This is a genomic window from Xanthomonas sp. NCPPB 3218 (assembly GCF_056725185.1).
Genome location: NZ_CM161516.1, coordinates 4,409,791 through 4,422,685, shown reverse-complemented (window position 1 = coordinate 4,422,685; position 12,895 = coordinate 4,409,791). Strand labels below are relative to the sequence as shown.

The window sequence follows — 12,895 nt, the reverse complement described above, 5'->3', positions numbered from 1 at the left end:
TCCCCAACATCGGAGTTTTCCTCATGGCCAAGAAGAACCAGACCACCACCGCCACCGCAACGCCGGTTGCAGAAACCGCACCGGTCGCAACGACCGAGACCACCGTGGCGACCGCGCCGGCGGCCGTTGTGTTTCCCGGCCAGGTGCCGCCGACGGACGACATCGGCGTTCAGATCACCCCAGAAGAGCGCGCCGCGCTCGGCGATGCCGGCGTCGTGTCCGAAGCAACCACGGCGCTGGGCGCGCAGCAGGCGGTGATTGCTGCCACCCCGGAAGGCACGCCGGGCGCCGAGCGCGCAGAAGTTGCCATTGTGACGTTGCCGAGCACCGGCGACAGCGCCACCACCGAGGGCGCGCTGCTCGGTGGCCCCCGCGCGGGCGGCGAGTCCAAGCAGGCGCTGGTCCTGCGCGATAGTCCGTATGGCAAGTGCGGCCAGGTGCGGCCATTCGATGCGGCGCTTGTCGAAGGCCTGGAGCAGGCCGGCTTTATCGACAGCCATCCGGCTGCGGTCGAATCGGCCGAGGGCTGAATCATGCTGCGTCTCGTCGCCGCCGCGTCCTCTGAGCCGGTGTCGTTGGCTCAGGCAAAACAGCACCTGCGGGAAATCAGCGCCGCGCGTGATGAGCTGATCGCCCTGTGGATCACCGCGGCGCGCGAAGAGGTGGAATTGCAAACTGGCTATGCGCTGGCCGATGCCACATGGGAATGGACGCCTGTGGGCGAGCGCACAGGCCCGCTGCCGGTGTGGCCGGGAACAGTGACCAGCGCAGCCGGCGCGGTTCCGATTGTCTTCAAGGCGACGCCAGGCCCTGTGCCAGCCGCGCTACGGGCCGCGATCCTGCTGCGGCTGGACGACCTTAGCGCACACAGCTCGGCGGGCTCCACAGAGCCGCTGAGCGAAAACCCGGCGATGCAGAGCCTGATGTTCCCGTTTCGGCGAGTCCTGCCATGATCGCGTCTGAACTCACCTCGGTGGTGCTGGTGCAGCGGCCAGCGACCGGGACGGATCCGGAAGGACAGCCGGCGATCGGATGGGAGGATGTCGGCCAGTTGTGGGCCGGCATCGCCAACGAGACCGGAATGGGTGCGATCCGTTCCAGCGTTGCGGCCGGCCTGCCGGCCTCTATTGCGCGCTACAGCTTCCTGGTGCGCTTCGCGGACGCTGCTGCGCTGGGCGTCGATGCAGGCATGCGGATCGCGCACGACGGTTTGGTGTTCGAAATCAAGGGCGTCATACGCGACCTGAAAGACCGTGATCGCGCCTACCTGGTGACCGAGCAAGGGGGCAACAGTGGCTAATCGCGTGGATCTGAGCGAGGTGCTGCAGGGCCTGGAAAACCTCAAGGACATCCAGACCAAGGTAGCGCGCTCGATGGCGGTCGCCGGCGGCAAGATCGTGCGCGATGAGGCCAAGCTACGCGCGCCGGTGGAATCCGGGGCGCTGCGGGGGGCGATCTATCTGGCATACCGCGAGGGCAAATCCACCGAGACGACGGTGGTGTACGCGGTGACGTGGAACAGCCGCAAGGCGCCACACGGCCACCTGCAGGAATTCGGCCACTGGGCCGTGCGAGGCGGCAAGCGCGGCAAAGGCGGCACCGAGACCAGTTGGGTGCCGGCCAAGCCATTCTTGCGGCCAGCGTTTGAGTCGTCACTGGGCCGCATGTCCCAAGTCATGATGGAGCGCGGCCGGGAGCGCCTGGCCGATCTGCTGCGCGACATGTACACGCCGAAAGACGAGGAGTTCGTGTGAGTCTCGAGTCCGATTTCCGCGCGCTTCTCACTGATCTGGTCGGCACGCGCGTCTATCCCGACGTGCCGCCGGATTCACCGGTGTATCCGCTGATCACCTACCAGCAGGTCGGCGGCCGCGCCCAGTGGTTCCAAGATCAAACCCGACCCGACAAATCGCACGCGCGCATCCAAGTCAACGTCTGGGCGGATTCGCGCGCGCAGGCCAATGCATTGGCGCGGCAGGTCGATGCGCGCATCGCCGCCAGCAGCTTCGCTGCCGAGCCTTACGGGGCCTTCGAGGCGGATTACTCGGCCGAAATCAAGAAATACGGCACCCGACAGGACTTCGGGCTGTGGTACGCCGATCCGTAGCAACAACGCAACACCCACCACCAACCCGCCCGCCTACGGCGGGTTTTTTTATGCCCCAAGGAGGGCAAATCTATGGCTGTATCACTCCCCAATGGCGCACTGATCTTCATTGCGAGCGGCTACGCTGCCGCTTCCAACATCACCGCCGCATCCAACGCCAGCCCCAGCGTGGCCACCGCGCCCAATACGCTGGCCGCCGGCGACTTCGTGGAGGTAACCAGCGGGTGGTCCCGCCTGACCTCCAAGATCGTGCGCGTCGCTTCCCCGACTTCCAGCCAATTTGCGATGGAAGGCATCGACGCGACCAACACGGCGATCTATCCCGCCGGCAGCGGCGGCGGCACGTTCCGTAAGGTGTCTGCATGGACCCAGATCGCGCAGATCCTCAGCTCGGCCAGTGACGGCGGCGAGCAGCAATTCCTGACCTATCAGTTCCTCGAGTCGGACTCGGAAAAGCGCATGCCGACCGTGAAGTCTGCCTCGGGCCTGACCTTCGGCATCGCCGACGATCCGTCGCTTGCCGGCTATCAGGTGCTCTCCGCAGCGAACGACGATCGCATCCCGCGCGCTGTGCGCATCCTGCTGCCGTCTGGCTCGGTGCTGCTCTACAACGCCTACGTCTCGCTCAACAAGACGCCCACCCTGACCGTCAACCAGATCATGTCTGTGCAGGCCACGCTGTCGCTGCTGGCCGAGCCGGTGAGGTACGCACTGTGAGCATCAAGCGCGGGCAGGCCCCGAAGAAGATCGCAGCACCACTCAAGTTCGCCGGCGATGCTGAGAAATTCCAGCTCGACGTGGTGTTCATCAACCGCAAGCCGGCGGAAGTCGATGCCCTCATTGCCGAGGGCAAAAGCGTCGCCGAAGTGATCCTGTTCCTGCTCGACAGCTGGGACACCGACTACCCGCTGTCGGTCGAAGGCATCAACGAGCTGGAGGACGACCACATGGGCGTGTGCCAGGGAATCATCCAGGGCTACTACCGCGCCCGACGGGTGGACCTGGAAAAAAACTGAGAGCGGCGGTCGGGGCCTTCTACTGGCGTCCCCCGGCCGCCGAAGAATTGGCTCAGTTCGGGCTCACCGAGGACGACGTGGACCGTCCCTCGGTGGACCTATGGCCAGAGGTCTGGGACGCATGGTGCGTGTTCTGTGACTGCTGCACGCAGTGGCGCGTGGGGGCTGCTGGGCCGATTGGCCTGGATTACCTGGTGGTGTATCGCGAACTTGACCGCCGTGGCACGAACTCCGATGCCGACATGGACGCTGTCCGTGTCCTGGAGTTGGCCGCGCTAGACCATATTTTGAAGAGCAAACCTAAATGACCCAAGCAAACATCGGTACTGCGCGGATCGACATCCTGATCGATACCGCGTCGATGAACGCCGGTATCAGCGAAGCCAAGAGCAGGGTGTCCTCGATGGGCGCCGAGTTCGAAGCGCGCTTCGAGAAAATGAGCCAAAGCGAAAAGCGCGCCACGCTCGAGATTCTCAAGTTCAACGACTCGCTGGGCCGCACGCGCGAGGAAATGAAGCTCCTGAATGCCGGTGCGCGCGGCGCCGCGCCGGAAGCGCTGGAGCAACTGCGCGCCACGCTCCTGAAGCAGCGCAACGAGATGGATGCCGGCAGCATGTCGGCAAAGGCTTACTCGGCCGCGATGCGCGGTGTGCCGGCACAGCTGACGGACATTGCCGTCAGCCTGCAGGGCGGCCAGCAGCCGCTAACCGTGTTCCTGCAGCAGGGCGGCCAGCTGAAGGATATGTTCGGCGGCGTTGTGCCGGCGGCGAAGGCGCTAGGCTCATCGCTGCTGGGGTTGGTCAACCCGTACACGGTCACCGCTGCAGCAGCGGTAGCTCTGGCTGTGGCGTGGTCCAAGGGGCAGGACGAGGCAGAGGAATTCGCACGTGTGCTGGCGGAGACGGGAAGCGTCGCGGGTGTCACGACCGACCAGATGATTGCGATGTCCGAAGCGCTTGCCGGGAGCAATCTGACCCAGGGGAAGGCCGCCGAGGCTTTAACGGAAGTCGCGAAGAGCGGCAAAATCGCCTCCACCAGCTTCGTTGCCGTTGCTTCGGCTGCGGCCAACATGGAAGACGCAACCGGCCGCGCAATCGCCGAGACGGTCGCCGAGTTCACGAAGCTAGGCCAGGATCCAGTCACTGCCATCGCCAAACTTAACGAACAGCACAACTTCCTCACGGAGGCCACATACTCGCAAATCAAAGCCCTGCAAGAGCAAGGGCGTACGCAGGAGGCTGCCTCACTCGCAACTAACACGTACGCCAAGACGTTGAACGACCGGGCCAACGACGTGCGAGCGAGCCTTGGCAGCATCGAGCGCTCGTGGATGGCTGTAAGCAAAGCGGCAAAATTTGCTTGGGATGCGATGCTCGATGTGGGTCGTGAGGAGTCCGGCCAGAAGAAAATCAATGATCTCTCGGCTTCATTGGTCAAGATGCAGGAGCTGCTCGCCAGCATGCCGGCCGGCGACCGGCGGCGCGGTATGGTGGAGAATCGGATTGCAGAAATTCGGGCGCAGATGGGCGCTCTACAGGACGCCTATATCAAGGAACAGAAAGCCGCCAATCAAAAGATGCTCGCCGCGCAGGCGAATCAGGCGGCAATCGATCAGGATCAGGAACTGCTTCAATATCGTTCCAACGAGCAGAAGCGCGTCGCTGCAATCAAGGCCGAGCAGGGCAGGGCACGCGAGGCGATCTACGCTGCCGAAGCAACTGGGGACAAGGATCTGGCAGCCAAGATCGCGAAGAATCGCGATGAACTGATCAAGCAGATCAACGAAAAGTACACGAAGAAAGCCGGCGCCAGCACCGCCGGTGCCAGCCGCTCGGCCTCCCTGCAGGGCTTTACCGACGACCAGACGGAAGAGCGGGCGAGGATCTCGGCCGACACCAAGGTGCTACAAGCTGAGTTCCAGGCTCGCCAGGTGTCGGCAGAGGCCTACTACAGCCGCATGCGCGAGCTGGCCGAGCAGAACACCAGCACGGACGCCCGGACGATTACCAACCAGATCGAGTACCTGCGCGTCCAGGCGGTCAGCGGCAAGGACGCTATCAACGTCAACAAGCAGATCGGCGAGCTGGAAGCCAAGCTGGCCAAGGTGCGCATCGACGGCGCGGCCGCGCAGCAGACGCTGACCACTCAGGAGAAGCTGGCAATCGCATCTCGCAACGCTGGTGTCCAGTCCTACGCGTCAGCGCTCGACGCCAGCACCGACGCGCTGCAGCAGCAGATGGATGCCATGGTCGCCAAGGTCGGCGCCGGCGATCGCGAATATGAGATTCAAGAGCGAATCAATGATGTCTATCGAGAGCAGGCCAAGCGCCTGGCCGAGCTCTCGCTGCAAAAGACCGCAGACCCGGCCAATGCCAAGGCCTACGACGAAGAAATCGCCGCGGTGCGGGCGGCCACGGACACCCGGGTCGCGATCATCCGTAGCGGCTACCAGAGCATGGCCGAGGCGCAGGCCAATTGGGTCAACGGTGCCAAGTCGTCGTGGGCGAACTACGCGGATGATGCGCGAAACATCGCCGGCCAGTCGGCCAGCCTGTTCGACAACCTCTTCGGGGGGATGGAGGACGCGCTGGTGCAGTTTACGACCAAGGGCAAGGTCGATTTCAAATCGCTGGCCAACTCGATCATCGCCGACATGGCGCGTATTGCTGCCAAGCAGGCGATCGTCGGCGCGCTGGGCTCCCTGTTCGGCCAGCTTGGTGGTGGCGCTGGAGCATCGGCGGCCACGTACCTTGGGCAGGCATCCACCGGCGCAGGAAGCAACTACAACTTCGGCAGCAACGTTGGGCAGTTCACCGGCGGCGGCTGGGCGAGTGGTGGCTACACCGGCGACGGCGGCAAGTACGACAAGGCCGGCTATGTCCACCGCGGCGAGTACGTCATCAATGCCGAGTCGACGCGTCGCATCGGCCGCGGCTATCTGGATCAGCTGAACGGATATGCCAACGGCGGCCTGGTCGGCGGATCCGGCGGTGCTGGGCTGATGAGCACTCCCAACGTGAACATCACGGTCAATGGCGCGCCCAGCGAGCCTGAGGTGAATGTCACCCAGGGGAAAAACGGTCTGGATATTGAGGTTGCATTTAATCAATTTGAGCGCCGGTTGGCGCGCGGTGTTGCAGATGGCAGCAGCCCAGTCGGACCCGCCTTCAAACGACGCTACAACTTGCGGGAGGTGGTGTGATGGCGACATGGCCAGCCTATGCACGGCTGACGCTCGCAACTTACTCGGAGAGCTTCGAGCCGTCGATCGTGCGCACTGAGATGGAGCGCGGCATGCCCAAACAGCGGCTGCAGAACACGCAAGTGATGATGAACGTCACCGGGACGGTTCTGTTCATGACCAAGGCCGACGCGCTGGCTTTTGAGCAGTGGTACTTCGGTGAACTGCGGCGCATCGGGTTCTTCAGCTGGACCAGTCCGAAGGATGGCATTACACGGCAGGCGCGCTTCAAAGATTCCGCCATCGGCACTTTGACGCCGCTCGCCGGTGACTTTGCCATCTCGCAACGCAGCGTCACTTTGGAGTATCTGCGATGAGTACGTTTCTGGAGCGCCGCCAGCGCGTTACCGACGACGACACCACTGCGCCCCTGGAGCTGCTGGAGATGACCGCGCCATCGTTCGGCGCGGTCCTGCGCATAGCCAACGACACGCAGGATTGGGTAAGCAACGGCAACACCTACAAGGGATTTCCGTTCCGCTTCAAGCCTCCAACTGATTCAGCCGGACAGACGCCGCGGGCGCAGCTGGAGGTGGACAACGTCGGCCGTGGCATCACCGATGACTTGGAGCATGTGCAGCCCAATGAGCTGGTGATGTGCCGCTACCTGATCACAGATCGGGCACAGCCGGATGTGATCGCCCGGCGATTCTATTTGCCACTGACGCAGGTGACCGCCGCCGGCGCGCTGATTACCGCGCAGATCGGCGTGGACTTCTTCATGCGGCAGCAGGCAGTGAAGTTGCGGGCGAACCCGTTCACGCTGCCGGGGATTTTCTGATGCGGGTCAGTGAGGTTGAACGCTTCCTCAACATCCCGTACGACGCCGACAGCTACGACTGCGCCGACCTGGTGGTGCAGGTGCAGCGGGAGCTGTTCGGCCGAGTGGTGCAGATGCCGGCGCGGCGCCCGCGCGGTGCTGCTGGTCAGGTGGCGCTAGGCGAGATGTCCCGAGCGTATGCCGTGCCAACCGACAAGCCGGTGGACGGCGACCTGGTGCTGATGTTCGACAAGGGCCAGAGCCGACCCGGACACGTTGGCATCTTCTTCTACCTGGCTCATGAGGGCTGGGTGCTTCACACAACCAGCGCGCTCGGCAGCAGCTGGCTGCATCGGGCACGCGAGCTGCCGGATTACGGCGCACGCATTGAGGGGTATTACACATGGGTCTGATGACCACGCCTGCGAGCAACGGCCAGCTGGTGCTGACGCCGCACCCGGTCACCCTGGAAGGGCAGCGCCATATTGCGATGGACCTACATCCGGGCGAGCGCCTGTGCGAATTCCTGCATCGGCACGTGATCGACCTGGACGAGGGGGAATGGACAGTCTCGATCGGCGGGCGCGTCGTGCCGCGTCACCTGTGGGCCCACGTCTATCCGAAGGATGGGCAGGTCATTGAGGTGCGCGGTGCTGTAGGAAGGAATGCGCTGTACATCGTCGCGATGATTGCGCTGACCTACTTCACCTTCGGCATTGCCGGTGCTGGCGGCGCTGTTGCGACCGCGTGGGGTGGCGTCGCCGCGTCTGCGGTTTTTGTGGCCGGTTCGCTGGTGATCAACAAGGTACTGGGGCCGAAGATCGAGAGTCCGACCGGCCCAAGCACCGCCGGCACGGTCTACAGCCTGTCAGCACCGCGCAACCGTCTGCGCTCGTATGAACCACTGGGCCTCCTATTCGGCCGGATGGCGATCGCCCCAGACTTCGCCAGCAAGCCTTACAGCTTCTACGAAGGCGATAACCAGTACATCGGCATGGTGCTCACGCCAGGCATCGGCGTCGGCCGCGTGGGCGTGTTCACCAATGCCGACACGCCGCTGACCAGCTACGAGGGCGTGAGCGTTTACCACTCCGGCTATAGCCAGATGCCGGACGAGACGATCCCGCTCTACAGCAACGTGGATACCACCGACGGCGGCGAGCTACCGGACACGGCCGATTTCGTTACGCGCACCACCAGCACCGACACCGTGCGGATCCAGATCAATCTGGAATACGTGCTGGGCGGCGTGGGCACCTCGGGCAAGAAATACAACGTATCCGAAACCGTGCAGGTGCAATACGCGCCGACCGGCACCGGCATCTGGACCACGCTGGCCACCCAGACGTTCACCGGTGACAAGCTGGATGTCAGCAAGCGCGCAACCCTATCGGCGGATGTGGCTAAGGGCCAGTACGACGTGCGCGTGCGCATCCTCGGCCAAGGCAACTACGAGGGCGACAACACCCAGACCAACGACTTCCAATGGTCGACGATGGGCAGTGTGCAGGCCGACACGGCCACCTACGCCGGCCTCGCGCGCACCGGCATCCTGTTGAAGGCCAGTGGTCAGATCAGTGGCCAGCCCGACGAGCTGCGTGCAGAGCACATCGCCTCACCCATCCCGGTATGGCGCAATGGCACCTGGGTGACGGAGGAGACCAGCAACCCGGGCGCGCACATCCTCAAGTACGTCCGCGGCTATTACGACCAGAACGGCAGGCTCATTGCCGGCATGGGCAAGAGCGACGAGGAGATCGATGTCGCGTCGCTGCAGGGCTTCATGGCCCATTGCGAGGCAAACGGCTACACCTACGACTACTGGTTGACGGAGGAGCGCAACCACGACGATGTGCTGCAGGCGATCGCGCTAGCCGGCATGGGTCAGACCACTTGGGCCGGCGGCCGCCTGGCCGCTGTGTGGGCCGCCGACGAGCAGCCGCTGTCGGGCGTGGTCAACATGGCTGAGATGAAGAAGGGCAGCTTCAGCATGGACTACACGCTGGCCAGCGCTGCCGACGGCATCGAGTACAGCTACTTCGACAGCACGACCAAGAAGGTCGAAACGCTGCGGGTGCCGGCGCCCGGCGTGGAAACGATGCTCAACCCGGCGCGTCTGACCGGTGAGGGCATCGGCCGCGAGGCGCACGCGGCGGAGATGGCGCGCTACCACCTCGCGCAGAGCCTGTTCCAATACAAGGACATCGGCTTTGCCCAGGACTTGCAGTACCTGTCCTATCGCCGCATGTCCATGCTGTCGATCTCGCACGACCTCACGCAATGGGGCTTCGGCGGGCGCATCGTGGCGGCAGAGCGGAGCGCGCTGCTGGGCACGGTCACGCTGACGCTGGACGAGCCGGTGCCGCCGCCAGATGCACGCAGCGCCTTCATCGGCCTGCGCATCCCGGGTGAGGCGGTCTATCGCACGTTCCGCGTACGCAATTTCACCGAGGCAACCGACACCATCCAGCTTGTCGACGAATGGCCGGAGGACGCGCCGCTGCCGGGCGAGAGCTATGCGGATTCGATGGTGCAGGGCGGGTGGCAGGACAACCCGGCCCACGACACAGTGTGGATCTACGATTTCAAGGCCACGCCCGGCCTGCGCGCGCGCGTGGTGGTGATCGAGCCGGAAAGTGATCTGAAGGGAGCGAGCATCAACGTGGTGCCGGAGGGCCCCGAGTTCTGGATTTACGTCAAGACCGGACAGTACATCCGGCCGGAAAATGGCTCATCGCTGGCAACCCGGCCGATCCTCAGCAACTTGGCAATCAACGAGGACCAGATCACCACCGGTGACGTCACGGCCACCGATTTGGTGGCCACCTTCGACATCACCGGCCCGTTCGATCACGCGGTGGTGTACGCCTCGGCGTCGGACGGCAATGGTGAGCTGGTGGAAGTGGCGCAGACGCGCACCCGCACGGCGCGGTGGCGCATCCCGCGCGCTGGCACCTACACCATCAACGTGCGTCCGTTCGGCCCGGAAGGGCAGATGGGCGTGGGCGCCTCGCTGATCTACACGACCATCGGCGCCGACGCGCCGCCGGTGAACTACGACCTGTTCGACGTGGAGGAGATATCCGGCGGCATCCGGCGCTACACCTGGGGCTTCTGGAACGACACCATCCAGTCGGCCAACCTGGCCGGCGCGGAGATCCGCTACGCCCAGGCCCCGGAGCAGGGCGCGCCGATGCCGGCGTGGGACGCCATGACGCCGGTCGGCGACAGCGGTTACCACACCGGTGCATTCGACTCGCCCATCCCGTCCTCGGGCAAGTGGACGTTCGCCATCCGCGCCCGGAACACCAACGGCACGCTGTCGGTGGCGGCCAAGTACGTCACGAAGACGCTGGGCAAGAACCTGGGCGAGCTGCAGGAAGAGATGCAGCAGGCGATAGACAAGACCACCGAGGAGATCCGCCAGGGCTTCATCGAGGCGGCCGCACGCGACCGGGAACTGGCCGACCAGCTTTTCCAGCAGGCCCAAGACCTGGCCAACCTGGAGGCGCTGGTGAATGCGCCGGAGTGGGTGGATCAGGCATGGCCGGATGGCTCAATCGTGAAGCACAGCGGCGCGCTGTACGTCGCAAGGCAAGCTGTGCCAGCTGGCACAGCCATCACCAACACCGCATATTGGACGGTGATCGGGCAGTACGCGAGCCTGGCTGAGGCGGTGGGCGCGATTGGCTTGGCGATGCAGCAGGTCACCACCGACGTGCAGCAGGTGGAGCAAGAGCTGCAGATCGTTGCGCGGGATGTCAGTGGCGTGAGGTCCAGCCTTGCAGGAAAGGCCGATTCGACAGTGGTGCAGGCGATGAACACGCGCCTGACACAGGCCGAGAACAGCGTTTCTTCGCTGTCGCAGTTGATCGGCACGGTGCAGTCGACGCTGGCGGGCAAGGCAGACGCCAGCGCGGTGCAAGCGCTGCAGAGTCAGGTGACTCAGCAGGGCAACCAGATCACGGCGCAGGGCACGGCGATTACCGGCGTCACAGCCAAGACCAATGTAAACGGCAACATGCTGGTCAATCCCACGTTCTCGCAGGGCGCTCTGGGCTGGACGTTGCCCACGGGCATGTCGATCGCCAACGAGGCGCGGTTCGGCTACTACCTGGCGTTCGGCTTCAACCAGGCCACTGCAAACGGACTCGCAGCGGTGCAGGACCGTGCCGCGCCCCCCGGCACCTACACGGTGGCGACGGACGTGTACCGCAACAGCTCTGTTGGCACGGCGCGCATCGAACTGAGCTACCTCAATTCGTCGGGTCAGCCGGTGGGCGGTGCCACCGTCGCCACCGATTCCTCCATCGTCGGTGCCTGGCAGCGCATCGTTGCATCGGCGCCTCCAGCTGCGGGCACTGCCACGATTCGGGTGCGCTTGATCTGTGAGCAGACCAACGCCAACGTCAGCTTCCGTCGCGTGAAGCTTGAGGCGGGCGCGGTCTCGACGTTGTACACGGACGAGAACGCGGTCAACACGATGGCCTCAGCGACGCAGGCGCTGGAAGCGCGGATGACGGTCAACGAAAACGGTGTCGCGAGCTACTTCGCTTCCTACACCTGGGCGCTGGACGTGAACAAGAAAGTGGTCGGCATGCGCTCAGTCAATGATGGGGTTCTGGGCAAGATCACCTTCTCTGCTGACGTGGTCGAAATCATCGGCGCCACACCTGGAGGTGGTCGCAACGAGTTCGTCGGCGGAAAGTTCTACGCCTATGCGCCCAACGGCCGCCGTGTGGTGGCGCTTGGCTATGGGGTGACATGACCAACGTCCTGATCATCAACGACGCAGACACCGGCGTCGTGCTGTTGCAGATCACGGATCAGCCCGACTCGGACCTGTTGACGCAGCACATGGGAGCCATTGCGATCGCCAGCGGTAGCAATGGCTCGGTGCCGGTGCCGGTCACAGGCAGCGCCAACCAGCTGTACTACTGGTTTGTGGCGGACACCGGGGCCGGCAACAGCCTACTTCCTTACTTCAGCGATGACGGCAATACCATCACTTGGGCATCGCCCTCTGCAACGTTGACGGCACGCGCCGGCGGCACTCTGTTCTATGGGAGGTTTTGATGGCCTATGCAATCTTCGAGGCCGGCCCCAATCGCGTTGTCATCTCTGAAACCTGGAAGAACTTGGCGCTGGCGTCGAAGCAGACGATCACGCCTACAGGCAGCGGCGTGCTCAAAACCTGGAGCCTGACGGTCGCCGGCACCAATCCTGCCCTCGCGTTTCTGGGCGAGAGCAACGCCGTGCTCGCCACGCGCACCCAGAGCGGAAACAGTTTCACGTTCACCGGCTTCACCACCAGCGGCAGCTTCACCGCCTACGTCTTCGACGAGCCGAACTTTGGACGCCGGGACTACCTGGTGATCACCAATCCCGATACGGATCAGGTGCATTTCGACGCCACGCTGAAGTACATGAAGGTGCGGGCGCTGCTGCAGGGCAATGCCAATCAAGGCGGATCGATCACGCTGCCCGAAGGTCGCACCTATGCCGCGCTGGCCGGCTCTACCGGCAACATCATGCTTGCCATTGGCGGCCTGATCGGCGGCGGCCCGCAGTGGCAGGTGCAGGTGCTGTGGCGCAAAGGCGTGGTCAACATCAACGGCAACGTCGCATCCATCTCCGCCATCGATACCGCACAGGAGTTGCGTACCGGCACCGACAGAAATCCGCAGCCGCCCCCTGGCAACTACGGCCAGGCCTGGGTGCGCTCTCCCATTCTCGACGTCACTGGATACTGATCATGCTCACGTGTCAAA

General features: G+C 64.0%; 15 protein-coding genes. All 15 read left to right on the top strand.

Annotated features, from left to right (window positions below; all coding sequences use genetic code 11):
- Positions 1-23: 23 nt before the first annotated feature.
- The 15 genes from AC1PLS_RS18395 (at position 24) to AC1PLS_RS18325 (ending at position 12,877) form a co-directional block, all read left to right on the top strand.
- Complete coding sequence (locus tag AC1PLS_RS18395; RefSeq protein ID WP_481103939.1) at positions 24-530, top strand: hypothetical protein; 507 nt, start codon at positions 24-26, stop codon at positions 528-530.
- A 3-nt stretch (positions 531-533) separates the two neighbouring features.
- Positions 534-953 (top strand): head-tail connector protein, encoded by a 420-nt coding sequence (locus AC1PLS_RS18390; protein ID WP_481103938.1) that lies wholly within the window; start codon positions 534-536, stop codon positions 951-953.
- On the top strand, positions 950-1,300 hold the full coding sequence (locus tag AC1PLS_RS18385; protein WP_481103937.1) for a head-tail adaptor protein: 351 nt from the start codon (positions 950-952) through the stop codon (positions 1,298-1,300). Before AC1PLS_RS18390 ends, AC1PLS_RS18385 begins: the two co-directional genes overlap by 4 nt.
- 4 nt (positions 1,301-1,304) lie before the next feature.
- Positions 1,305-1,754: an HK97-gp10 family putative phage morphogenesis protein gene (locus tag AC1PLS_RS18380; RefSeq protein WP_481103936.1), complete on the top strand. Its 450-nt coding sequence runs from the start codon at positions 1,305-1,307 to the stop codon at positions 1,752-1,754.
- Positions 1,751-2,107, top strand: a complete 357-nt coding sequence (gene gp17, locus AC1PLS_RS18375; RefSeq protein ID WP_481103935.1) for a tail completion protein gp17 — start codon at positions 1,751-1,753, stop codon at positions 2,105-2,107. Before AC1PLS_RS18380 ends, gp17 begins: the two co-directional genes overlap by 4 nt.
- Before the next feature lie 72 nt (positions 2,108-2,179).
- Complete coding sequence (locus AC1PLS_RS18370) at positions 2,180-2,824, top strand: phage tail protein (protein WP_481103934.1); 645 nt, start codon at positions 2,180-2,182, stop codon at positions 2,822-2,824.
- On the top strand, positions 2,821-3,123 hold the full coding sequence (locus tag AC1PLS_RS18365; protein WP_481103933.1) for a hypothetical protein: 303 nt from the start codon (positions 2,821-2,823) through the stop codon (positions 3,121-3,123). The genes AC1PLS_RS18370 and AC1PLS_RS18365 overlap by 4 nt, the downstream gene beginning before the upstream one ends.
- Positions 3,063-3,431: a DUF1799 domain-containing protein gene (locus AC1PLS_RS18360; protein ID WP_481103932.1), complete on the top strand. Its 369-nt coding sequence runs from the start codon at positions 3,063-3,065 to the stop codon at positions 3,429-3,431. Before AC1PLS_RS18365 ends, AC1PLS_RS18360 begins: the two co-directional genes overlap by 61 nt.
- Positions 3,428-6,325: a phage tail tape measure protein gene (locus tag AC1PLS_RS18355; RefSeq protein WP_481103931.1), complete on the top strand. Its 2,898-nt coding sequence runs from the start codon at positions 3,428-3,430 to the stop codon at positions 6,323-6,325. The genes AC1PLS_RS18360 and AC1PLS_RS18355 overlap by 4 nt, the downstream gene beginning before the upstream one ends.
- Positions 6,325-6,681 carry a hypothetical protein gene (locus AC1PLS_RS18350; RefSeq protein ID WP_481103930.1) on the top strand — a complete coding sequence of 119 codons (357 nt, stop codon included), beginning with the start codon at positions 6,325-6,327 and terminating at the stop codon, positions 6,679-6,681. The genes AC1PLS_RS18355 and AC1PLS_RS18350 overlap by 1 nt, the downstream gene beginning before the upstream one ends.
- On the top strand, positions 6,678-7,145 hold the full coding sequence (locus AC1PLS_RS18345; protein ID WP_440585068.1) for a DUF1833 family protein: 468 nt from the start codon (positions 6,678-6,680) through the stop codon (positions 7,143-7,145). The genes AC1PLS_RS18350 and AC1PLS_RS18345 overlap by 4 nt, the downstream gene beginning before the upstream one ends.
- Positions 7,145-7,537 (top strand): NlpC/P60 family protein, encoded by a 393-nt coding sequence (locus AC1PLS_RS18340; protein ID WP_440585069.1) that lies wholly within the window; start codon positions 7,145-7,147, stop codon positions 7,535-7,537. The genes AC1PLS_RS18345 and AC1PLS_RS18340 overlap by 1 nt, the downstream gene beginning before the upstream one ends.
- Positions 7,528-11,892, top strand: a complete 4,365-nt coding sequence (gene gpJ, locus AC1PLS_RS18335) for a TipJ family phage tail tip protein (protein WP_481103929.1) — start codon at positions 7,528-7,530, stop codon at positions 11,890-11,892. Before AC1PLS_RS18340 ends, gpJ begins: the two co-directional genes overlap by 10 nt.
- On the top strand, positions 11,889-12,200 hold the full coding sequence (locus AC1PLS_RS18330; protein WP_440585071.1) for a hypothetical protein: 312 nt from the start codon (positions 11,889-11,891) through the stop codon (positions 12,198-12,200). Before gpJ ends, AC1PLS_RS18330 begins: the two co-directional genes overlap by 4 nt.
- The gene (locus AC1PLS_RS18325; protein ID WP_481103928.1) at positions 12,200-12,877 is read left to right on the top strand and encodes a hypothetical protein; all 678 of its coding nucleotides are present in this window, start codon (positions 12,200-12,202) and stop codon (positions 12,875-12,877) included. The genes AC1PLS_RS18330 and AC1PLS_RS18325 overlap by 1 nt, the downstream gene beginning before the upstream one ends.
- Positions 12,878-12,895 lie beyond the last annotated feature (18 nt).